Below are 23789 nucleotides of genomic sequence, written 5' to 3' on the forward strand. Positions count from 1 at the left end.
AGCCGCTCCTAAACGCCTAAACCAAATAAATGACCGAAACGACCTTCTCGCCATCGTGCACTTTGAGCACGTGATTGTTCGGGTCATGGCGAACCGAGCCAATCCCTACCTCCATCACAGGCGCGGAGCCTAGTCCATAAAATATATCGTCAGCGAGCGTGCGCAGGCATTCTTCCTGCTCTTCCGTCGAGAGCTCCTGCCACTCTTCCTCGGTCATCTCAAATAAATCATAAAAGCCGTCCACCAGCGCAATCCCGCGCATGAAATCAGCAACGATATCCTTATATTCCCTGCCAAATTTAATACCCATTCGCAGTTCTCCTTTCGAGACGCCCTATGTTCACCATAATTCCAACTGATAACATAACTTTATCACATTACAGGCAGAAAAGCAGGAGGATCTCCCTTCATGCCAACCGCACTGGATAAAAAATTTGCCATTAGCCTACACTATGGGAATGGGCAATTTCGGAAAAAATCTGTTACTATGGAAGAAGGAATGCACCGCTCGGAGGTAGGATAGCAATCATGCTGAAACTGCAGATTCCCAAAAATCGAATGAACTACCTAATGAAGCAAATCCAGCAGCATTACGACGCTGTCGTATTGGAAAGAGGCTGGGAATATTATCATAAAGGCCGAGTGGCCAATATCGATCTCGCCGGCACTAGCATTCACGCGAAGGTTCGTGGCGACAAAATATACGAAGCCGCACTGAACTTGGAAGACTTCGCTCACAGCGAATGCAGCTGCTCCTATGATGGTTTTTGCAAACACATAGCCGCGGCTTTTTTCAGCTTGTATGCGCCTTACGGCCGACCAGAGCTGCTGCTGCAGCAATTGAAGCAAGCTATCCATACACGCAAGAAACCCGCTCGGGGGGCCGCTCCAGCGCCGGATCGCAAGGCTGCTAACGCCACTACTCCGCTTGAACAGGCTATGCCGGTAGAGTGGCATCGTTTCTTTGAAGGCAAATTTCATGGATTCTCGATCTCCCATCAGCATTCGATTGAAACTTTTTACGAGTCGGCGTTAGAAACGCTGCCGGGTTACGCCGCAAGCTGGCGGGCCTCGATCAGAGAGCTGTATATGTTCCACATCGCGCTCTTCATGATGCGGAAGATCGAGCAATTTTATCAAGATACAAAAAGCTCCTACTTGTCTTTTTATCATGAGAACGGCTGCAAAGTCGCTGCCAAAAATTGCGAGGATAAGCTGGTCGAATTCGTAGAGCAGATGGATGTGAACCTATCTTTCGCCGCTGAACCCAGCCACTGGCAAGCAACGATGAAAATGCTCGGCGAATTCGCGCTGCAAGGCAAAGAAAGCCCAACGGACTGGTTATTTGTATACCGCTTTATCTGGTGGAAAATAACGGAGCACCCGAAGGCGCAGCAAGATGAAATGCAGCGTCTGGAGCTGCTGCTGGCCAAGAAGGAAACAGCCCCCCGCAAAAAGGATACGCTGATTGTGGCAAGAGCCCATTTCGACATTATGCAGGGCGACACCGATGCCGCTTTCAATCGCCTTAAACAGCTCACGCAGCCGAACGCCAAGGATTTCTTCCTTTATTTGAACTATTATTATAACAAGCAGCAGTGGGGACAAACGCTGGTTTGGCTGCGTTGGCTGCTAAGCGCCGTCGCAGGTGCCCATCACGATGATTTTCGGACATTTTGCCAGTATTGGCTGGATACGACCAAGCATTTGGAATCGGACAGCGAATGGGTCCAGGTCATGGAATCTCTTTTGCCCCGCTCCTACTATTATTACACGGCCTATTTGCTGCAGACGAAACGCTACCGGCAATGGGTCGACTTGCAGCTGGCGAACCGGATTTCGCCGCTAAGCTTGTATGCGATGGAGCTGCGTGCCATTGAAGATCACGACGCAGGACTGCTGTTGCCGCTGTATCACCATGCCGCCGAACGAGCGGTGCTCGAGAAAAATCGCGCTTCTTACAAGACAGCCGTAAGATTATTAAAGAAGCTGCATGCGATCTACAAACAGCTTGGGCAGGACGATCGCTGGGAGCACTACATTTATCGCTTGGCGGATAAGTTCTCACGCTTGCGCGCTTTCCAAGAGGAGCTGAAGAAAGGAAAATGGATTCGATGATCGAAACCAGCGCACTGACGGTTCACGTTAGCTCTATACCAAGTGGTTCTTTGTTTCTGTGGGGCACCCGTGAGAACGGCGGCATTTGGGACGCTCTTGATCTGAAAAATATGCTATTCGCCTGGCACAGGCCTTCGTTCTACGGCACCTTCATGGAGCCCAGCGAGTGGCAAAATCGCGAAGGCATCGAGCTGCTTCCGCTGGAAGCCCTCGACTATTTCAGCGATCCTCAGCCTGTCCAGCATCTCCAGCTGAGCTGGGATACCGAATGCGCCGGGCTGCTGCGCCTTGCTCCGGCCGTCAAAGAAGCGCTGGCAGCAGGCCGGTTCATGCCCGACTATGAGAAATGGAAAGCAGGCGAAATCGGTTGGAAGCTACAACTTCCCGAGGAACTGCAAACTTTGGAAACGCCAAGCGTCTCCCGCTGGATTCACGCGCTCATCCCCGAGTGGGTCGATGCGGACGGCGTCATGAAAGACAATCTGCGCCAGCTTGAGGCGGCATATCCGCTGATGCGCCGCGGCGAGCTCGGCGCCGACATCTGGCTCGACGAGGAGGACTGGCTCGTCGCCATCGGCTGGCGTCAAGACCGGACGCCGATGCGCACGTGCCTGCAGCTCGTCGAGCCCGACCTGGCCCAAAGCCAGGGCTGGCAGCTCCGCATCGTGCTGCAGGATCGGCTCTCGCCGGACGTGCTGTGCACCGTCACGGCGGACGGCACGCCCGTGCCGGGCGAGCTGCCCCTGCCGGAGGCGTGGCAGCCGGAGCTGGGCCGCGTCCAGCGCGACGCGGCCAAATGGCTGCGCATCCTGCCATGGCTGGATGCGTCGGCCGTTGGCGCGGCAGCTGCGGACAGCGCCGCGAGCGAGCCATCCCTCCGTCTCTCGTTGACGGAGGAAGAGGCCTGGCGCTTCCTCGCAGAGGGAAGCGTCCGGCTTGTTGAGGCCGGAACGAGTGTGTTCCTCCCGGCCTGGTGGGATCGCATCCGCAAGCTGCGGCCGAAGCTGCGCGCAAAGATCAAGTCTTCCGCCCTCTCGGGACGGGAGACGATGTTCGGGCTCAGCCAGCTGATGCAGTTCGACTGGAAGCTGGCTGTGGGGGATCTGGAACTGACGGAAGAGGAGTTCCGTCAGTTGCTTGAGGAGAAGCGCAAGCTGATCCAGATACGCGGCAATTGGATTCAGCTCGACCCGCAATTCATGGCGCAGGTTGAGCAAATTATGAAGCAGGTACAGAAGAAGCAGGGCCTCTCCTTCCGCGATGTGCTTGAGCTGCACTTTGCCGGCGATGCCGGGAGTCTGCTGCCAGCGGAGGATGACCCTGATGAGCTGCGCTACATCGAGATGGAGGTCGAGCTGAACGAGCAGCTGCGCCACATGGTCGAGCAGCTGACACAAACGGAATCCATTCCGAAAGTCCAGCCGCCGCCCAGCTTCCAAGGCTCCCTGCGCCATTATCAGGTGGACGGCATCTCTTGGCTGCTGTTCCTGCGCCGTTTCGGTCTCGGCGGCTGCCTGGCCGATGACATGGGTCTTGGTAAAACGATCCAATGGATTACCTACTTGCTCACCGTGAAAGAACAGGAGCAGCCTGGCACACCTTCGCTCTTGATCTGCCCGACGTCCGTACTCGGCAACTGGCAGATGGAACTGAAGCGCTTTGCCCCGTCGCTCAGGGTGCATCTGCACTACGGGCCGCAGCGTTTCAAGGGGCCATCTTTTACAGAAGCGATCGGCAAAGTGGACTTGGTCTTAACCTCATATACACTTTCTCATCTTGATGAAGATGAGCTCGCCTCCGTGGCTTGGAACTCGATTTGTCTCGATGAAGCGCAAAATATTAAAAATGCTTATACAAAGCAAGCCTCCGCCATTCGCAGGCTCGATGGCTATCACCGCATCGCACTGACAGGAACCCCCATCGAAAATCGGCTTACCGAGTTGTGGTCGATTTTTGACTTCGCGAACCCCGGCTATCTGGGTTCGATCCGCCAGTTCGCGCATCGCTATGTGAACGCGATTGAGAAGACGCGCGATCACGAGACCATCGGCAAGGTGCAAAAGCTGATCCGCCCTTTCCTGCTGCGCCGGGAGAAGAAAGATCCCGCGATCCTGCTCGATCTGCCGGAAAAGAACGAGTCGAAGACGTTCATTTCGCTCACAGCAGAGCAAGGCTCGCTGTACGAGAACTACATCCAAGACATGTTCGACCGGCTGGATAAACTCTCCGCTATGGAACGGCGCGGTCTCATTCTTGCCGCTCTGACGAAGCTTAAGCAGGTGTGCAACCACCCTGCTCTGCTGCTCAAAGAGGGCCCGAAAGCCCCGTGGAGCGGACGTTCGAACAAGCTGGAGCGGCTGCTCGAAATGGTGCAGGAGCTCCGTCAGGAAGGCGACAAATGCTTGATTTTCACGCAATTTGTGGAGACGGGCACGCTGCTGCAGCATGTGCTGCAAGGCGAGCTCGGCGAGCCCGTGCTGTTCCTGCACGGGGGCACGTCCAAGCAAGCGCGCGATGAAATGATCGCTACGTTCCAAGACGCCAGTCAGCCGGCGGAGAATCAGCGGAATGTATTCATTCTTTCGCTGAAGGCCGGCGGCATCGGGCTGAACCTGACGGCAGCGAACCATGTGTTCCACTATGATCGTTGGTGGAACCCCGCCGTCGAGAATCAGGCCACGGACCGTGCTTTCCGCATCGGGCAAACGCGCCACGTGCAGGTGCACAAGTTCGTCACGCTCGGCACGCTGGAGGAGCGCATCGACGAGATGATCGAGCGCAAGCTCGGCCTCAGCCAGCAAATCGTCGGCTCCGGCGAGAACTGGATCACGGAGCTGTCGACCGACGATCTTCGCGACTTGTTCTCGCTGCGGCGCGAGTGGGTGGAGGAGTAGACGGTTATCAAGAAGAACCTGAGGCTGTGTCTCAGGTTCTTCTCTACACCCACATTTCCAGGCATGGATAGGGAGCTGGATATGGGCTTCCAACCAGTATTATCCGGTATTCCTCCCCATGAACACCCTGTAAGGTTCTAGGTACATTTCGCCTCCACAAGCTTCGCAAGAACACGGAAGAGGTGCTGCCGGACCGCCAATTCCCCATGCACAACGATATCCACGGAACTACGATACCTTATTCCACGGTAACGTCCCTTTTCTCCCCCTGAAGCGGAACTGGGGTGCGTTAAATGAGCGAAAGTGGCGCCTAAACCCAGCATTTCCTGCTCATAACGCACGGTAGTTCCGCGAAATGTCCCTTCAACCGAAAATACCGCCTCTTAACGCACTGTAGTTCCGCTCACCCGTGCAAAACAGACGATTTACCGCAGATCGAGGCGGTATTTCAATACTCCAAACCGCTGTGGCACTTCCGGATCTCCTGCGTCCATCCTGTAAAATTCTGGTACCACACGTGCGTGCGGAATCTCTCCGCTCTGTGAGCTCGTCACACACATATACCTGACGACAAACATTCTTATTTGTCAAAAAAGAGGCTGACCCCAATTCCCTGAACTATAACCCAAAAAACGGGCACCTTTTTCTAAAGTGTCTATCTTTCGGGTTACAGTTCATTCCACCTTGGGCAGCCTCTTTTTACTAAGGTTATATCAGCCGAATTGGCGGTACAGCTCAACAATTGGGGTAAGTTCCTGAAGCTTCCCAGTGAACTTTTCCTTGCAGTCCCATCGGCCTACGATGCCGCCAAATGGGCAGGGGCAGCTTACATGCTCTGGCACGCATGGCTTTTGATCGCAGGTAGCCGCCCCTACTTTACCTCTACCTTAAAAGACTGCCGCAAAGGCACAGGATAATCTTGCATCTTGTTCGTTGCGAAAATGAGCAAATGCAATTCGGTATAACTTGCCTTGGTGCTCCTCGATCAGCCCGGTGAATGCAGATGCATCGCCTTTCTGAGCTGCCTTCACGAGCAAATTCGTTTTCAAGCTAGCCTCTCCTCCTGCTGATTCTCTACTGATACATTAGACTGCACGGAGGCTCAAACGGTTTTGGTCTACATCCATCATTTTTCCCCGTCAGTGGTTGAGATTATTTTTCTTGTCAAACTAGAGGGATTTCCCCGCTCCGCAGCCAATATACTAGTAAAGTAATTCTGGACTCCAGTAACAGGCCTCACCATTTTATACATGGAAATTCTCCTGCTAATCTGCATTCTTGACCTTGCCAGTCCATATGTAAATGGAAAATCTCCCGTTAAAACAACCGATTTTGAAGAATCCATCGGGGACAGCCGAAATTAGATGGAGGAATTCCAGTTCATTTAAACACAAGGGTATTTTCGTACCCATTACATGCAGGTTTTCCCGCTAACCACCACTCCTAAGGAAGTATAAGGGAACCAATTGTTCCAGAAATCCGAACACCTTGTATACACAAACAATCCAGGAAAGGTGTGAACTGAATGGCACAGTTTGAAACCGCTTCCAATCAAATGCACGCGCGAAAAGCATGGACGCTGTTCTTTTCCCTGCCCATCTTCGCATGGGCAATGTTCGACTTCGCGAATACCATTTTCTCGTCCAATATCGTCACTGTCTTCTATCCGTTTTATTTGAGCGAAACGCTAGGCAAGAACGAACAGATGAATCAGATTGCAAGTACGTTCATCACGTACTCCAACGCTATATCCAGCTTCTTTCTCGCACTGCTTTCCCCCTTGTTCGGGGTATGGATTGACCGTACCGGGAAGAAGAAAGCTTACCTGATCCTCTTCACGCTCATCTGTATCGTCGCCACACTCCTTATGGGCGTTTCGGCAATTTGGGATACCGACTGGAAATGGATGGGACTGAGCACTTCGGTCCTCGGCGTTATTTTCTTCTTTATGATTGCCAAATTCTTTTACAACTCCAGCCTGATCTTCTACGATTCCATGATCTCCGATTTGGGCAACGCACGCGAGCTGCCGATTATTTCGGGTATTGGCGTCGCAGTAGGCTACATCGGCACGTTAGCCGGATTTGTGGTTTTCCCTCTGATCGACGGCAAGCATTACGAAAACACCTTCATCCCGAGCGCGCTTCTTTTCCTGATCTTTTCCCTGCCTATTATGTTTCTGTATAAAGAAAAACCCGTGAAAACAGTCACCGCGAAAAAGTCGCTAATCAGCGGCTACCGCGAGATTTGGGCAACCTTCAAGGAAGCCAGAAACTATCAGGCGGCTTTCCAGTTCATGATTGCCTACTTTTTCTTCAACGATGCCATTGCGACGGCTATTGCCGTCATGGCGGTTTATGCCAATACGGTCATAGGCTTCACAACCGGACAATTCATATTGCTGTATCTGGTTTCCACAATTTCCAGCATCATCGGCTCTTTCCTCTTCGGCTACGTGACGCGGGCCATAGGCCCGAAAAGGGCTGTCACAGCCGTTGCGTTCATCCTCATCATCGCCATTGCCATCGCGTCCCTAGCCACCGGTAAAAGCTTATTCTGGGTCGCAGGCAGCTTGTATGGCGTTTCGATGGGCGCGATGTGGGTGACATCCCGTACGCTCATTGTCGAATTGACGCCGGAAGAGAAGCGCGGCCAGTTCTTCGGATTGTTCGCATTCTCCGGCAAAGTATCCTCCATCGTCGGGCCTGCCCTATACGGCTCCATCACGTGGGCGCTTGCCGCTTCAGGCAATCTGGCCAGCCGTCTTGCGCTCGCCTCGCTGCTTGTACTGGTCATTATCGGGCTATTCGTGCATATGAGCAAGCCGAAAAAACCGCAATAATTGCAATCTCTCCCCAAATTAGGTAAAATACTACTAATCCAAATTGGAAGGTGTGAGGGATATGAAGGTGTCTGTGAAGAAGCGTGTGACCATTCCGACTCGGCTCTTTCCTATTTCCTTTTCATTGAAACACTAAAGCATTCAGTTGCTTTAGTGTTTTTTTTCGCTTAGGGGCGCATCATGGAACAACACGATATTAAATTTTTATCAGGGAGAGGAGCGGTCATTATGCGTTACAAAAGAGTGCTCATTAAATTGAGCGGCGGAGCCGTAGCAGGCCAAAGTGAGTTTGGTTTCGATCCAGCCCAGTTGGATCACATCGCCAATGAAATTATGACCGTTGTCAATCTTGGTGTTGAAGTTTGTCTTGTCATTGGCGGAGGCAACATTTTCCGCGGGAATATGGGAGAAAGTTGGGGAATCGAGAAAGCAGAAGCCGATAACATCGGTACGCTGGCTACCGTCATCAACAGCTTGATGCTGCGAGGCGTGCTCAAAGCGAAGACAGAAGCCGAGGTTCGCGTCATGACGGCCATTCCGATCGCCTCTGTGGCTGAGCCCTTCATAAGACTAAGAGCCATTCACCATCTTGAAAAAGGGTACATCGTCATATTCGCCGGCGGGAATGGACAACCTTTTGTTACGACGGATTATCCATCCGTCCAGAGAGCTATTGAAGTAAATTGCGAAGCCATCCTCGTTGCGAAGCAAGGCGTGGACGGCGTCTTCGATAACGATCCGAAGCATTATAAGGAAGCACAGCAGTACAGATCTCTTCACTACAACGATGTTATCCGGAACAATCTCAAAGTGATGGATCAATCGGCCTTCATTCTTGCGCGGGATTATCACATCCCGATTCATGTCTTCAACTTTGACAAGCCAGGCTCGATGAAGGAGATTTGCGAAGGCAAGAACACAGGCACCATCATCAGCGGTTCATCCGAGCTGATTTTCCACTAACAAATAGGGCTAGAGAAGATGATCTTTCACTGTCTCCTCTAGCCCTATCTTTTTTTGCCCGGCTTATCCTTATAAGATCAGAAACTCATAGTAATCATTTGTATTTTGCGTCTGAAAACCGCACGATTGGTATAAGCTCAGTGCCTTCTCGTTTTCTACGGATACTTCCAGTTTGATGGGTTTCGCCTGGAATTGCTGTTTCAATTCCTCAATGGTTTGACGCAGCACCCGGCGTCCAATCCCTTTCCCCCGATAGGCTGGGTCCACACAGAAGCCATAAATAAAGCTGTTATTCCCTGTTGCCACTGCCTCCACTAACGCCCCTATCTTCCCTACTGGCCTATGTTCCTCGCCGACCTCAGCGATCCATGTCAGTTCCCTCTCAGCTCCCAGCGTCTGCAGCACATATTCCCGAGCATTCTCTTCCGTTATCGCAAACCCGGATACGTTCAACGCAACCAACAGCTCCCCATCCTCGCGATGAGCCGGGCGAATGCGCACGATTTCTCCGGATATCGGAAAAGGATCGACCTCCCCCTCCTGAAACTCCATTACATACTCTGAGAAGCTATACCGCGCCCCTAGTCTTTTCAAAAACGATTTGCCGCTCGCAGAGCCGCGCTCATTAATAAAGATCAGCTTCGGAATCGTTCTGCGCATGCATTCCGCTCTCGCCGTTTCTACCAATTGACTGAAAATCCCCTGGCGGCGAGCTTCGGGATGAACCATTCCGCTAATTTCCACTTCTGTCGACAGAAAGCTGTATATGGCTAAAAACCCGACTAAACGGCCCTTTTCATAAAATAAAAAGTCATTCGTTATTCCCTTGGAGCGGTTCGTTAACGTGCTCCAGTTGAGTTTGATTTGAATTTGCTCATGGTCATTGCAAATGTTCCACAGCGCCCTGACCTCCTCCAGCTCTTGGGGAGATAACCCGGCTCTTGCATATACGCCTTGTTTCAAGCCAATTCCTCCCGTTTCCTCATGGACTTGCCTGCTTTCATTATACATGTCCGGGAATCTGCTTGATAAGCTATTAAATGTGTATATTCATCTTTTCGCCAAATAAAGCTGCCGGCATGCCCGGCAGCTCACTCACTAGATCGGCAGCAGCGCTACGCTTTCACGCTGCTTCAGCTCTTCCACCATCGCGTCCCACTTGGCTGGCTTATTCGCCAGAACCGCGTAGTAACGCGTCAAGAACGCTGCGACGAGCTGTGCGGGAATCTGTGCACGCGCCTCGTCCGTTGGCAGGAAGCAGAGATCGAGCTCGTCGACCGCTTCCCCGTTATTTTCCCAGGACGGGTGGACATAAGGGAAGTCCAACCGTTTATAGCCCAAATGCGACAGCACCTCGCGACGGACGAACGGATCCATAGGTTTTACACCGCCAAAGGCGTGATCCTGGATCCGATACGGATCGTAAATTTCAGCGAACATGCCCAGCATCTCCTTACCCGATGCAGCAGCCAGCGCCTCCAGATCTTCCCAGCGCTTGCGGGCCAGGAATCGTCCGATGCCGAGACCGGCTTGCCCAATAATTGTGAAATCAGTCATCGCCACTTGGAAATCATCATAGTAGCGATACTCCGTCGTTCCAACAACTTTGCCTTCATGCACAGCAACGAACACTCTTATGCCCGGGTCCTCCAGCGGTTCTTTCCAAAGAGAGAACTCCAGCACTTCCTCTGGCGGAAACACCTCTTTCATCAAATCATGCATCGCACGGAACAGCGGATGCTCAATATTTGTTATACGGATATAGTCCATAGCTCCTCTATCGCCCCTTTCGTTTTAACGGCATACAAACGGATTGCGCCACTCCATCAGTAAAGCGTAGTTGCGGGATTCCTCATCCTCCAAATAATTCGGAACAACCTGCACAGGTGTCCGCCCGCAGCGCAGCAGAAATGTGATGACAGGATCTTTCAAACTGCCATCCATAACAGCCTTCGCGTAAGCCTCGATGCTCATTGAGGCGGCAACCCTGTGATAGCCGGGCATGCGCCCGCCGCCCAGCAGTCTAATCAACCCCAACTGAACGACAACCTCGTACATCGATTGCATCAGCCATTTCCCAAGGCCAAGTTTCCGGTAAACGGGACGAATACAAATATCTACGATGTAGAGCGTGTCCCCATCCGGCTGATGGGTTCGAATATATCCATCGTCCGTCAGTGTCGACCAGCTGTGATCGGACGCATGCAGCGGATCATACTGCACGCGAAGTCCAGTGATAGACCCAGCAATTTCGCCGTCGATTTCGACGCACAGCGCCCCCTCGGGAAAGCGAGTGACGTGCTCGCGAAGCTGTTCCTCGTTCCACCAAAGCTCGGATGGAAAAGGAGGGGGAAAGCTTTCCTGCTGCACACGGATAAGCCCTTCAAAGTCTGAGCTTGTATAGTTACGAACAATAGCCGCAACCGGTTTGTCTCCATCAAAGACATACAGTTGCTTGAAATAAAGCGAATTCATGAGCCTTTCCCTTCCCTTTCCCTCAACCTGTTAGGACCAGTCGGTATACAAATCCGTTCTGCGGTCACGCCACGTGGTGACGGAACCCTTTTCACGAACCAATGCAAGCAGTTCCAAGTCCAGATCGGCCGTCACGACCATATCGCCGTTGATTTCACCTTCCACCAAAATCCCTTTTGGAGGAAAAGGCACGTCATTGGGCGTGATCACCGCCGCCTGCCCGAAGTTCCCTCGCATGAAATCAACCGTCGGCAGCGCACCGACCGTACCGGTCGTCACGACGTAGATTTGATTTTCGATTGTTCTCGCATGGCAGGTATAGCGAACACGATGGAAACCGTGCCGGTCATCCGTGCAGGAAGGAGCGAACAAGACATCGGCTCCGCGTGCTCTGGCCATCCGCACGATTTCCGGAAATTCCACATCGTAGCACACCAGAATGGCGATGCGCCCTTTATCCGTATCGAACACCTGCAAGCTGTCGCCAGCGCCCATATTCCATTCCTTCACTTCCGTAGGCGTGATATGCAGCTTCTTTTGCTCCGCAATGCGTCCATCCGGGTAAAATAAATGCGCGGTGTTATACAATTTGCCGCCTTCCGATGTAATATGCGTGCCGCCAATCAAATGCATGCCCGTTTGCGCCGCCAAGCCTTGGAACAACGCACGGTACCGCTCTGTGAATGCGGGCAATGCTTCGATCGATAGCGCCTTGCCGGTCCCATCGCCAATCGACATCAGCTGTGTCGTAAACAACTCCGGAAACAGCACAAAATCCGACTCAAATTCCTGCGCTGTCTTCACATAATGCTCCACCTGCGCGGCAAATTCCTCAAAGCTATGTATCGTATGCAGGTGATATTGCACCGCGGAAACTCTCATTTTCATCGTCTATTTCCCCTTTACCTCATCGTTCACCAAGTCGTTCAGGCGCACTAATATTCGGCCTCTAACCTGCCCGCGCAGCACTTCCCCAACTGCGTCAGCCACGCTGTCCAGCCTTATTTCTTTGAATACCGTCTTCTCTAGGTCAGCCGGTTTGAGATCAGATGCCAAGCGCTCCCATAACCGCTTTCGGTCAGCCATCGGATAGTACACGGAGTCGATACCCAGTACATTCACGCCGCGAAGGATGAAAGGAAACACGGAAGCCGTGAATCCCGCGCCTCCTGTGAGGCCGCTTAGGGCCACAGAGCCCCCGTATTTTAATTTACTCAATACATAGGAAAGGGAACTGCCACCCACGGGATCGATGGCGCCAGACCAGTATTCTTTGTCAATCGGCTTGCTGCTTTCAGGAGACAACTCCTCCCTCGTCAACACGCGCGCTGCGCCAAGTTCCGTTAAATAAGCGTGGTCGGCCGCCTTCCCCGTACTCGCCTCGACTTCATAGCCAAGACCCGCAAGCATAGACACACTGCTGCTTCCCACGCCTCCAGTTGCGCCACGAACAAGGACGGGGCCCTGATCGCGGTGAAGCCCGTTTTCCTCCAGCCGATGAATAGAAAGAGCCGCCGTGAATCCGGCTGTACCCAGAATCATCGCCTCGCGATGCGTCAATCCTTGCGGCAGCGGAACGACCCAATCGCCCGGAACGCGCGCGTAGTCGCTAAACCCGCCATAGCGCCCCGTGCCCAGCTCATAGCTGGTGACGAGCACCTCGTCTCCTTCACGATAGCGGGTATCTGTCGAAGCAACCACCGTTCCTGCCAAATCGATGCCGGGTACCATGGGAAACGTCCGTACGACCTGTCCATTTGGGCTGCAAGCCAAAGCGTCTTTATAATTAATGCCGGAGTACGCCACCCGGACCATCACTTCACCTGCCGACAAATCATCGACCCTCAGTTCCTTCACTTCTACGGCAAAAGATTCCTTTGTCCGATTCACAATTACCGCGCTAAAGCTGTCCATTCTGCGCCTCCTTAACGATTCGTCCTCCAAAAATCAAAAATATCTCCTTACCTGATTCCGCTCACTCAACCAGTTTACTAAATTTACGCTCTGGCGTCATTTTCGACCAACTCACGCAAGTCCTAACCGTGCGTTGTGATGCTGCATGACGACTTCATCTGCTGCTTGATAATGCTTACATCGATTGAGTCAAATACATGCATCGGCCGAACATTTCCAGAACAATGGAGATATGGGGGCGGATGCAACATGAGAGTGCGTACGAGAATGCGTACGAGAGATCAGAACGAGAGGTCTGAACAGAAGGCTTGAACAGAGAGTACGAACGTGAGCGTGCCATCGAGAGAATGCGAACAAGAGACTACGAACGTGAGCGTGCCATCGAGAGAAGGTGACAAGAGAGTACGAATGAGAGAGTGCCATCGAGAGAAGGTGAACGAGAATCCCCTACGCTACGCGGAACGTCGTTCCCTTATTTTGATTAGTTATCCCCTTTTTGCTAGAGTTGAGGATCGTAGATCCCTTATTTCGTTTCTTTTACCCGCAAAACAAGCATTGTTAAAGGAATAGAGGACTCCAGTTCCGCGAACACGAAATGTAAGCGGAATCATCCAACCATAAGGCATCTGTGTTCCCCAAGCTGCTGCTCCGACCTAGGTAGAACATCGAAAAGAACCAACTCCGCGCCCAGAGGACGCCATGAGTTGGTTCTTTTTCATACCTATTGCCGCGTAAATCCAGATGCGGCAAGAAAACGCTGGAACGCCGCTTGCCCGGCTTCGCTGCGCTTGAACACACCGGCGTCGAGCAGCACGTCCAGGAACGTGCCGCCGACTTCCGCTTGCAGCGCGGCGTCCGCCTCGGCCGGCGTTAGCGCCGTGCCGAACTTCGCGAGCAGCGCCTCGATCCACGCGGCGTGCTTGTGCAGCGGATGATTCGCGTCCTCGCGAATCGTCTCGCTGCGCGCGGCTTCGCCGGTCAGGAGCACCGCGATATCCGCCAGCTCCGCCTGAAGCCGGCCCGGCAGCACCGCGAGCCCCATAACCTCAATCAAGCCGATGTTCTCCTTCTTGATGTGGTGCAAGTGCTGATGCGGATGGAAGATCCCATCCGGATGCTCTGCGCTGGTGCGGTTGTTGCGCAGCACCAGATCAAGCTCGTACTCGCCCCGTGCATTGTTACGGGCGATCGGCGTAATCGTGTTATGTGGGATTCGCTGTCCGTCCTTCTCGCTATAAGCGAGAACGTCTGCTTCCGCATCACTGTAAGCTCTCCAGTCGTCAAGCAGCTTGCTGGCGAGCTTGAAGAGCGTTTGTTTGTTGTGACCGCTCAGACGAAGCACCGACATCGGCCATTTGACGATTGCAGCCTTCACACCCGCAAATTCAGGATGCGAGAAGGCCGTTTCGCTCGGCGCTTTCTCCATCGGAAACTTGTGGCGCCCGCCCTGGAAATGATCGTGGTTCAGAATCGAACCGCCCACGATCGGCAAATCCGCATTCGACCCGATGAAATAATGCGGGAATTGATCAATGAAATCAAGCAGCCTATAGAACGTATTCGCTGTTATTTTCATCGGAATATGCTGTTCATGGAAGATGATGCTGTGCTCGTTGTAATACACATATGGCGAGTATTGGAAGTACCATCTCTCGTTGTCCAGCTCCAGAGGAATCAAGCGCAAGTTCTGTCTCGCCGGATGATCGACGCGGCCTGCATAGCCCAGATTGTCTGCGCACAACAGACACTTCGGATAGCTGCTTTGCGGCAGCGTCTTGAGCAGCGCAATCTCTTTCGGATCCTTTTCCGGCTTGGAGAGGTTGATCGTAATCTCCAGATCGCCATAGCCTGTCTCCGCCAGCCAGTACGCATTCTTGCGGATGCGATCCATGCGTATATAGTTGGAATCTATCGATTGTTTATAAAAATAGTCCGTAGCCGCCTCGACATTCACTGTCTTGGCCATATTCCAGAAATGACGCACCACTTCCGAAGGACGCGGCATTAAAAGCCCCATAATCTTCGCATCCAACAGATCCCGATACGTGGTCGTGTTGTCCTGAAGCAAACCCGCCTCGTACGCGTTGTCTAGCAGCTGTTCAAGCAGATCTGCCGGGCTGTCCAGTTTTTCTGCCGGCACCTCGCCTGGATAAGGCTCCGCGATCCCGAATAAATCCAGCAAGCTGTTCCGAGAAGTATACACATCGAGGTGTTCAATCAGTCCATTTTGCTTGGCAAACTGCAGTAATCTCTCGATGGTTAACGCCGCATGTTGCGGCGCTGTCAATGTCCGTTCCATTTGCCCAGATCCTTTCTGCTCTAGCCTTCGATGAATTTATTTCTCATAACCGCCGGGATGATTCTGATGCCAGTTCCACGCGCTCTCAATAATTGCTTCCAGCGAATCGTGCGCCGGTTTCCAGCCAAGCTCCGCTCTTGCGCGCTCGGAGGAAGCAATCAGAACCGCCGGGTCGCCCGCTCTGCGCGGCTCCACAACAGCTGGAATGGCATGCCCGGTTACGGCGCGGGCGATGTCGATAACAGCTTTAACCGAGAACCCCTTGCCATTCCCAAGGTTATAGATGTTGCTCTCGCCGCCTTGGCGAAGCTTCTCTACGGCAAGTATGTGCGCACTGGCAAGATCGCTGACATGGATGTAGTCGCGAACACAAGTGCCGTCCTCGGTTGCATAATCCTCGCCGAAGATGGAGATATGCGCTCTTTGACCTAGCGCAACTTGCAGGATGATCGGAATCAGATGGGTTTCCGGACTGTGGTCTTCGCCGATTTTACCGCTGGCATGCGCGCCGGCCGCATTGAAATAACGAAGGGACACGTATTTGATGCCATGCGCGGTATCGAACCATTTCATCATTTTTTCCATGGCAAGCTTCGTTTCGCCGTAAGTGTTCGTAGGCAGCGTGCGGTCGCTTTCCAGGATGGGAATATTTTCAGGCTCGCCATAAGTTGCCGCGGTAGAAGAGAAGACAATCTTTTTCACGCCGTATTGCGTCATTTTCTCCAGTAAACAAAGTGTCCCATATACGTTATTATGATAGTACTTCGCAGGATTGGTCATGCTCTCGCCGACCAAAGAATTCGCCGCAAAGTGAATGATAGCGTCAATATTGTTTTCTTTGAAGACTGTATCCAGAAATTCACCGTCACGCAGGTCGCCGACATACAGCCTGCCACCTAATACGGCATCGCGATGTCCTTGCTGCAAGTTATCCACAACGACTACATCTTCGCCCTTTGCGAGCAGCTCGGCTACCGCATGCGACCCAATATATCCTGCCCCGCCTGTTACTAAAATCGCCATTTTACAACGCCTCCCCGATTTGTTCAACACCATTTCCGATATCACATACGTAGAAACTTGGTATCAGTCCCGTTTTCTCTGTATACTCTTTGCCTACTTGCTCTATGAATGTCTGCACGCTGTCCTCATGCACCAGGGAGACCGTACAGCCTCCGAAGCCTGCACCTGTCATTCGAGCACCCAACACGCCCTGTACTTTGAGCGCTGCTTCTACCATCGCATCCAGCTCTGCGCCCGTAACTTCATAAAGATCGCGAAGCGAGTTATGGGAGCCGATCATAAGCTTGCCGAAGGATTCCAGATCATTCGCTTTCAGCACCTCAATCGACTTCAGCACGCGGTCGATTTCCTCGATAACATGCTGTGCTCTGCAGCGCACAGTTTCGTCAGGAATCAGGTGCTTATATTCGTTAAACTGCGCTAGACTAACTTGCCCTAGCAGCGTAATGCCCGGGAATTGCTGCTGGAGGTACGTGACCGCCTGCTCGCATTGGCTTCTGCGCTCATTGTAAGCCGAGTCCACGAGCCCTCTGCGCTTATTCGTGTTGCCAATAACCAATTTGTAGCTGCCGCTCTTGAAAGGTACATGGCTGTACTCCAAGGTGTCGCACATAAGCAGAATCGCATGATCCTTCTTCCCGTTCGCTACTGCAAATTGGTCCATAATGCCGCAGTTGACGCCGACGAACTGGTTTTCTGTTTGCTGGGCGAGCAGCGCGATTTGAACTGTATCCGTAGGATGGCCTTCCAGCGTCAGCAAGCCGTAAGCCGTTACGACTTCAATGGAAGCAGAGGAAGAGAGTCCGGATCCGTTCGGAATTTCGCCGTGGAACAACAGGTCGTAGCCTTTCGTAACAGGAAAGCCCGCTTTGCCTAAGTGAACGACGATCCCTTTCGGATAGTTGATCCAATCGTCAGCTTCTTCATAGGACAAACTATCTATGGAAATTTGTTTGCGCAGCGGCAAATTTGTAGAAGCGAACCCCATCGATTGATCTTGTCTCGGACGAATCAACAGTGTGGTTCCAAAAGTGAGCGCAGCCGGGAAAACGTAACCGCCGTTATAGTCGGTATGCTCGCCGATCAGATTCACCCGTCCTGGCGCATGGAAAGCCGAAATCGTTGCTGCTGAATCCCCGTAAATTTCAATAAATGTGTCTTTTAACGCTTGCAAATCTGCCATGCTGGCACCGCCTTTTGTGTATTTGAGATTGTGTTTAAAAGGTTGTTTATATGCTTAGTATAAGAGAAGCACGTCATGTTGGCTATGGAGGGATGTTATCATTACATGGATAAATGTGATTTGGTAATTTCACTTTTGAGGGTTGTATGCTAAAGTGATGTTAGACCATGTGATGAGATTGCGAGGAAACCAAGGTGAAACCGGAAAGCTATTTCGTTGTTTCTAATCCGCTGCCTGTCCAGAACCGCGAATTGATTGTACTCTTCGCCGGGGAAAGCCAGACAAAACCAGAACATAGGCTGGGGCCTAAAGTGTACGATTATCACTTAATTCACTATATCATTTCCGGCAAAGGCGTCTTTTCCTGTCATGGACAAGAACATGAGCTTGGCGCTGGAGACAGCTTCGTAATTGAGCCTGAGCAGCTCATTAGCTACGTCTCGGACGCAGCCGATCCTTGGCATTATTGCTGGATTGCTTTCACCGGTTCCGGAGCTGTGCCGCTTGTTGCTTCCACCGGGTTCAATCCGCTCCTGCCCATCATTCCGATGAAGCGCAATCGCCATATTCCCGTGTTGTACCACCATATCCAACAGGCCCTGAGGACGAAGAAAGCCAATGCTCAACTGAAAGCCTGCGGTTATCTGCAGCTTCTGCTCGGCGAATACTGCGAAGTCCTGTCGGCTCCAACACAACCCGGCATCATTGCGGATGGCGAAAGCGACCGGATTGTCCAGCAAGCGATCCATTACCTGTCTACGCAATACGCAGAGCCGATCACGATTGAACTCATGGCCGAAAGCTTGGGCTATAACCGCGCCTATCTGTCCCGGATATTCAAGCGCCATACAAAAGTGACCCCTGTTACTTTTCTGCTGAAGCTGCGTATAGACAAAGCGAGACTGCTGCTGCGGGAAAGGCTGGAGCTTACCATTGAGCAAATCGCAGCCTCTGTAGGTTTTTATGATCCGCTTTATTTCTCCAAACAATTCCGCCGCTGGTACGGCGTATCGCCAAGCGAATACCGAAACCAGATCAAATCCTTGTAACTGATTTTACCATAAGCTTCCACGCGCCAAAAACTCTCTCTGTACGAGCTTAAGCGGGAATTGTCCACGGAACATTTTTGGAAGCGCTTTATTTATCATGGAACTTTTTTACTTTTTCTTCGTCTAACTTTATAAGGCACTGGACTTTTTATGAGGAGGCGACGTTTCTTTGATGCATAAATTCATTCAACAAACAGCTTTAACTGCGCTTCTGCTGGCGGCTGTGATCCCGGCGGCAGTTCATGCCAATGAAGCGAATATGGACTGGATCAATAACGAGTTAGCGCCATTCAAACAATCGATTGTTCCTGCAAAGAGGTTGATTACAAACGGCCAGCCGCCTATCTCCAAGGAAGAATGGGACACCTTTAGCAAGGATGTACTGAACACCCTCAAGCTGAAAGAACCGATTTCAATCCCGAATTGGGCGACACTTTTAAAATTATCTGTACGCCTTCCAGAGGAGGCAGACCAGCTTCAATCATTGCTTCAAGCCTATGTCTATGACTTCAATACTGAAAATCAAATTCGCAAGGAAGACGCTGTCGGAGGGATGATCAAATTATTGTCGATGCACACATTGAACGCTTCATGGGATGCGAATGATCCGGACCCACGCCAAACGATAACGGACGTTTCGCAAATCAGCGATAAACAGATGGGCTTGTTTTATATTGCATTCCGAGAAGGCATTCTAGACAGCTCTGTGAAGGATCAATTCCATCCGAAAGCGCCCCTAACGAATCAAGAAGCAATTTCAATGGCGCATCGCATCATTCAAAAGTATGGCCCGCCCGTAGGTTATGATGCGCTTTGGCCTGACCATCACTGGTCATCCGATGAGGTCAAAAGCGCACTGCGCAGCTATCCCAAACGCCAAACGTTCCAGCAAATTGCATCCACCCTGGTGAACGATGCACCGACCATTTCACGCTTAGATCAGCCTATGGACTCGGACGGGTGGCGAAAAGTTCTTCTAGCCGCTGGCGCTCCTCGTCCCTTCGTCCCCCAGACCGCTTCCCAAGATTCCATCGAACGCTGGGTGGCGATTGATGAACTCGTCAAGCTTTACGGTCCTTCACGCGAGGTAACTGGCGAGGAAATCGACCAGCTTCATCTCCATTTCACCGATACAGCCGATACGGCAGATGCAGACGGTATCCATTCGCTTGCCCTTGCAACTAGCTTAGGTTGGGTGAAAGGGGATGCGGAGGGGCTCCTTCATCCGAAACGATTGCTTACCCGTGCGGAAGCTTATATTCTCGCAGCCCGGGTGTCAGATTACTTGATGAAAACCGAAGTTCCAACTAAGTAAAAAACCATGCACGTCTGAGGGATACATGATACTATCCCCCCAGCATGTGCATGGTTTAATTATTTTAGCGTTTACCCGGATCGTAGGGCTCCCCGAGCGCCGTTGGCGCTTTGGCTCGTCCTACTGCGCCTGCGAGTACTAGAATCGTCAGTACATATGGCAGCATGTAGAGGAATTCCTGCGGAATATTTTTCGAGAAATCGAACAACCGCATGAAGTTGTTGAGCGCCTGCGCCATCCCGAAAAATACAGCTGCGCCCAGCGCGCCAACCGGATGCCATTTACCAAAAATCATGGCCGCCATGGCGATAAAACCCTGACCGGAGATCGTGTTATGCGAGAACGTACTGGTCGTCGTCAGGGTGATCGTCGCCCCGCCCAGCCCGCCAAATGCCCCGCTGATCAATACCGCGATATAGCGGACTCGCTTTACTTTAATCCCTACCGTGTCGGCCGCGCTTGGATGTTCCCCAACAGAACGAAGGCGTAGGCCGAATGGCGTTTTGAATAACACATACCACGTGACAGCAACCAGAATCAGAGCCAAATACGTTGTTGGATACGCCGTGAAGATCGCATACCCCAGATAGGGGATCTTGGACAATAGCGGAATCTCGAATTTGGAGAATACATCATTCAAAGTCTCGGTTTGGCCAGCGCCATCGAACAAAACTTTTACCAAATATACGGTAACGCCAGCAGCCAAGAAATTGACGACTACGCCGCTGATCACTTGATTTGCTTTGAATGAAATGGTCGCGACAGCATGAATCAGCGCGAAAATCAGTGCAAACAGAATCGCTGTCAGCAGCCCAATCCACGGGGACCAAGCTCCCATATTCGCTTCTTCCGCATAGTAGGCCCCCACCGCTGAAGCGAAAGCTCCGGAAACCATGAGACCCTCGATCCCGATGTTGACAACTCCGGAGCGTTCCGAGAATATCCCGCCCAAGGCGCCAAAGATCAGCGCAGTGGAGTAAACAAGCGTTGTATTGATAAGTTCGCTAAATTTGGTTAGGAACGAGTTAATGATTGTGAGCAGGTCCATGTTACGACGCCCCCTCTTTCTTGCGTTTGCCGTAGAACGGTATAAGTACCCATTTGACAATACCTTGGGTTGCCACGAAGAATATCACCGAACCGATCACGATTCGAACGATTTCCGGCGGAACATCTGCGCCGAAGCTCATGCCTGCGGAACCGTAACTTAGCCCGCCAAACAACGCCGCGCCGAGCACAATTCCAATGGGATTGTTAGCACCCAGCAAGGACACCGCGATACCATCAAAGCCATAGCCCGGCGATGCTGCCGCCACCACTTGATAGTGAAACACCCCGAGGACTTCGAAGACCCCAGCCAGCCCGGCGAAAACCCCACTAATAAACATGGCTTTAACAATGTTGCGATTCACGTTCATTCCTGCATATTTCGCAGCATCTATATTATGACCAACTGCGCGCAGTTCATAGCCCATCTTCGTTTTCCACAGGATCACATAGAAGGCAGTAGCTGCGAGCAGCGCAATGAGCGTACCCCAATGTACTCTGGCATGATTAAGGAGCTCTGATAGCCAAGTGATGCTAAGCGAAGCTGAATCTTGAATCATATAAGAACGCTGCTGTTTCGACTCCAGAAGAAATTGATTCACGATGTAGTTGGAGAGGAACAATGCGATCCAGTTCAACATAATCGTGGTGATGACCTCGTTCACACCGCGTTTCGCTTTCAAATAACCGGCGATGGCTCCCCAAAGACCTCCTACAAGCGCTCCAACGATCACAGCAAGCGGAGCATGGATCATCCAAGGAAGTCCCGTAACCTTCACGCCAATGAATGTGGCTCCGGTCATCCCCATCACAACTTGCCCCTCGGCTCCAATGTTGAACAAGCCTGTCCGAAAAGCAAATGCAACGGATAAACCCGTTAAAATAAGCGGCGTAATCGCACGTACAGCCTCGCCCATATCATACGAATTGCCGAAAATCCGGGAAAATAGCGCACCATAAGCAGCGATTGGATTATAACCTCCGGCCAGCATAACGAGCCCTCCGAATATGAGACCAAGCACAATCGCCACGAGTGGGTTCACTGCCGATTCACTTGTAAAAATGCGCGCTACTTTATTCATGAGGAGCTCCCTTCTCCGTACGCTTACTACCAGCCATGAGCAAACCGATCTCTTGATCGTTCGTCTCTTGAGGCAGCACTTCTCCCACAATCTGACCTTCATAGATAACCGCAATCCGGTCGGAGACATTCATAATTTCATCCAGTTCAAAAGAAATCAACAGCACCGCTTTGCCTTTGTTGCGCTGCTCGATCAATTGGCGATGCACGAATTCAATCGCTCCAACGTCCAAACCGCGCGTAGGTTGCGCTGCAATCAGCAGGTTCGGGTTCTTGTTTATTTCCCTGGCAATAATCGCTTTCTGCTGATTGCCTCCCGACAAGGAACGCGCCTTGTTATAAATGGTTGGCGTCCTCACATCGAATTGCTTGATCAACGCTTCCGCATGGCGATCGATTGCTTCATAATTCAAAAATCCGCCTCGGTTATATGCAGGGTGAAAATAAGTTTCCAGCACCATGTTTTCGCTCATTGAAAAATCCAAAACTAATCCGTGTTTATGCCGATCCTCCGGAATATGGGACAAGCCTGCTTCCGAAATCTCCCTCGGTGATTCATTCGTAATTTCTTTGCCCATCAATAATACACGTCCGCTATCTATGGAACGTAAACCTGTTAATGCTTCAATCAGTTCACTCTGTCCATTCCCGTCAACACCGGCAATCCCCAGAATTTCCCCTGCTTTCACCTCGAAATTAATGCCTTTCAATGCAGCCAGACCCTGTTGATTGCGCGCTGTTAGATCCTGCACCTGAAGCACAGGTTCGCCAAGCTCCACGTCCTTCTTTTCAACCTTAAATGATACATCCCGCCCGACCATCTTCTCCGCCAAAATTTGCGGATTCGCCTTTGCGCACTCCAGCGAATCAATCACTTTGCCACGGCGAATGATCGTCACGCTATCCGCAATTTCCATAATCTCCTTGAGCTTATGCGTAATCAGGATAATCGATTTGCCTTCTTTGACCAGATTGCGCATGATCTCCATCAGTTCGCTAATTTCTTGCGGTGTCAGAACCGCCGTCGGTTCATCAAAAATAAGAATATCCGCGCCCCGATACAGCGTTTTCAAAATTTCTACACGCTGCTGCATGCCGACGGAAATATCCTCGATCTTCGCCTTAGGATCTACACGCAATCCATATTGTTCAGAAAGCTTGCGCACTTTTTCCTGAGCAGTCCGGTAATCTACGTTCATCCCTTTTTTAGGCTCCATGCCTAAAATAATATTTTCGGTTACTGTAAAAGGCTGAACCAGCTTGAAATGCTGATGGACCATGCCGATCCCGAGCTCAATGGCGCGATTCGGACTGTCAATGCTGACTTCTTTGCCTTGCACTTTAATATAGCCTTCATCCGGCTGGTACAAGCCGAACAAAATGTTCATCAATGTTGATTTGCCTGCGCCATTCTCACCCAGCAAGGCATGAATTTCACCATGATACAGCTTTAAGCTAATAGAATCATTGGCGACGATACCTGGAAACCGTTTTGTGATTTGGTTAAGCTCAACAACAGGGGTTAATTCACTCATCGGATCACCCTACTGATCAATTTTTTTAGAGGCAATCTTAAAATGCCCACT

At 51.6% G+C, this 23789-nt stretch carries 19 protein-coding genes; 6 read left to right on the forward strand and 13 right to left on the reverse strand.

What is annotated here, in order from left to right:
- Positions 1–16: 16 nt before the first annotated feature.
- Positions 17–310: a hypothetical protein gene (locus ABRS97_RS08895; protein ID WP_367813023.1), complete on the reverse strand. Its 294-nt coding sequence runs from the start codon at positions 308–310 to the stop codon at positions 17–19.
- Between the two features lie 218 nt (positions 311–528).
- Here ABRS97_RS08895 and ABRS97_RS08900 point away from each other — a divergent pair, with 218 nt between their 5' ends.
- Positions 529–2118 carry an SWIM zinc finger family protein gene (locus ABRS97_RS08900; RefSeq protein ID WP_367813025.1) on the forward strand — a complete coding sequence of 530 codons (1590 nt, stop codon included), beginning with the start codon at positions 529–531 and terminating at the stop codon, positions 2116–2118.
- Positions 2106–5012 carry a DEAD/DEAH box helicase gene (locus tag ABRS97_RS08905; RefSeq protein ID WP_367813027.1) on the forward strand — a complete coding sequence of 969 codons (2907 nt, stop codon included), beginning with the start codon at positions 2106–2108 and terminating at the stop codon, positions 5010–5012. The genes ABRS97_RS08900 and ABRS97_RS08905 overlap by 13 nt, the downstream gene beginning before the upstream one ends.
- 887 nt (positions 5013–5899) lie before the next feature.
- Here the strand turns inward: ABRS97_RS08905 and ABRS97_RS08915 are convergent.
- Positions 5900–6061 (reverse strand): RNA polymerase sigma factor, encoded by a 162-nt coding sequence (locus tag ABRS97_RS08915; RefSeq protein WP_367813028.1) that lies wholly within the window; start codon positions 6059–6061, stop codon positions 5900–5902.
- A gap of 476 nt (positions 6062–6537) precedes the next feature.
- On the opposite strand from ABRS97_RS08915, the gene ABRS97_RS08920 reads away from it, so the two are divergent.
- Together ABRS97_RS08920 and pyrH are read left to right on the forward strand one after the other, a co-directional pair.
- Positions 6538–7854 carry an MFS transporter gene (locus ABRS97_RS08920; RefSeq protein WP_367813030.1) on the forward strand — a complete coding sequence of 439 codons (1317 nt, stop codon included), beginning with the start codon at positions 6538–6540 and terminating at the stop codon, positions 7852–7854.
- A 225-nt stretch (positions 7855–8079) separates the two neighbouring features.
- A complete protein-coding gene (gene pyrH / locus ABRS97_RS08925) occupies positions 8080–8817 on the forward strand; it encodes a UMP kinase (RefSeq protein ID WP_483312441.1) in 738 nt (245 codons plus the stop codon).
- A gap of 69 nt (positions 8818–8886) precedes the next feature.
- Here pyrH and ABRS97_RS08930 read toward each other — a convergent pair whose 3' ends face one another.
- The 8 genes from ABRS97_RS08930 to ABRS97_RS08965 all read right to left on the reverse strand — a co-directional run bounded on the left by ABRS97_RS08930 (position 8887) and on the right by ABRS97_RS08965 (position 17711).
- Entirely contained in the window at positions 8887–9780 is an 894-nt protein-coding gene (locus tag ABRS97_RS08930; protein WP_367813033.1) for a GNAT family N-acetyltransferase, read from the reverse strand.
- 135 nt (positions 9781–9915) lie between these two features.
- Positions 9916–10587, reverse strand: coding sequence for a GNAT family N-acetyltransferase (locus tag ABRS97_RS08935; RefSeq protein ID WP_367813035.1), 672 nt, complete (start codon positions 10585–10587; stop codon positions 9916–9918).
- A 24-nt stretch (positions 10588–10611) separates the two neighbouring features.
- Positions 10612–11292: a GNAT family N-acetyltransferase gene (locus tag ABRS97_RS08940; RefSeq protein WP_367813037.1), complete on the reverse strand. Its 681-nt coding sequence runs from the start codon at positions 11290–11292 to the stop codon at positions 10612–10614.
- 30 nt (positions 11293–11322) lie between these two features.
- Positions 11323–12180, reverse strand: coding sequence for a carbon-nitrogen hydrolase family protein (locus tag ABRS97_RS08945; protein WP_367813039.1), 858 nt, complete (start codon positions 12178–12180; stop codon positions 11323–11325).
- Positions 12181–12183: 3 nt separating this feature from the next.
- Positions 12184–13206, reverse strand: a complete 1023-nt coding sequence (locus ABRS97_RS08950) for an acrylyl-CoA reductase family protein (RefSeq protein WP_367813041.1) — start codon at positions 13204–13206, stop codon at positions 12184–12186.
- Positions 13207–13927: 721 nt separating this feature from the next.
- Entirely contained in the window at positions 13928–15505 is a 1578-nt protein-coding gene (locus tag ABRS97_RS08955; protein WP_367813043.1) for a UDP-glucose--hexose-1-phosphate uridylyltransferase, read from the reverse strand.
- Positions 15506–15541: 36 nt separating this feature from the next.
- A complete protein-coding gene (gene galE, locus ABRS97_RS08960) occupies positions 15542–16528 on the reverse strand; it encodes a UDP-glucose 4-epimerase GalE (protein ID WP_367813045.1) in 987 nt (328 codons plus the stop codon).
- A gap of 1 nt (position 16529) precedes the next feature.
- Positions 16530–17711 (reverse strand): galactokinase, encoded by a 1182-nt coding sequence (locus tag ABRS97_RS08965; RefSeq protein ID WP_367813047.1) that lies wholly within the window; start codon positions 17709–17711, stop codon positions 16530–16532.
- A 194-nt stretch (positions 17712–17905) separates the two neighbouring features.
- Between ABRS97_RS08965 and ABRS97_RS08970 the strand changes: the two genes are divergently transcribed.
- Together ABRS97_RS08970 and ABRS97_RS08975 are read left to right on the forward strand one after the other, a co-directional pair.
- On the forward strand, positions 17906–18760 hold the full coding sequence (locus ABRS97_RS08970; RefSeq protein WP_367813049.1) for an AraC family transcriptional regulator: 855 nt from the start codon (positions 17906–17908) through the stop codon (positions 18758–18760).
- A gap of 169 nt (positions 18761–18929) precedes the next feature.
- Complete coding sequence (locus ABRS97_RS08975) at positions 18930–20075, forward strand: hypothetical protein (protein ID WP_367813051.1); 1146 nt, start codon at positions 18930–18932, stop codon at positions 20073–20075.
- A gap of 64 nt (positions 20076–20139) precedes the next feature.
- Here the strand turns inward: ABRS97_RS08975 and ABRS97_RS08980 are convergent, their stop codons facing one another.
- From ABRS97_RS08980 to ABRS97_RS08990, 3 genes are read right to left on the reverse strand one after another with little or no spacing between them, the layout of a single operon-like run.
- A complete protein-coding gene (locus tag ABRS97_RS08980) occupies positions 20140–21123 on the reverse strand; it encodes an ABC transporter permease (RefSeq protein WP_367813053.1) in 984 nt (327 codons plus the stop codon).
- A gap of 1 nt (position 21124) precedes the next feature.
- Entirely contained in the window at positions 21125–22204 is a 1080-nt protein-coding gene (locus ABRS97_RS08985) for an ABC transporter permease (protein WP_367813054.1), read from the reverse strand.
- Entirely contained in the window at positions 22197–23738 is a 1542-nt protein-coding gene (locus ABRS97_RS08990; RefSeq protein ID WP_367813056.1) for an ABC transporter ATP-binding protein, read from the reverse strand. The genes ABRS97_RS08985 and ABRS97_RS08990 overlap by 8 nt, the downstream gene beginning before the upstream one ends.
- Positions 23739–23789: the final 51 nt, after the last annotated feature.

The organism is Paenibacillus tabacirhizosphaerae, from assembly GCF_040812395.1.
Classification (GTDB): Bacteria; Bacillota; Bacilli; order Paenibacillales; family NBRC-103111; genus Paenibacillus_E.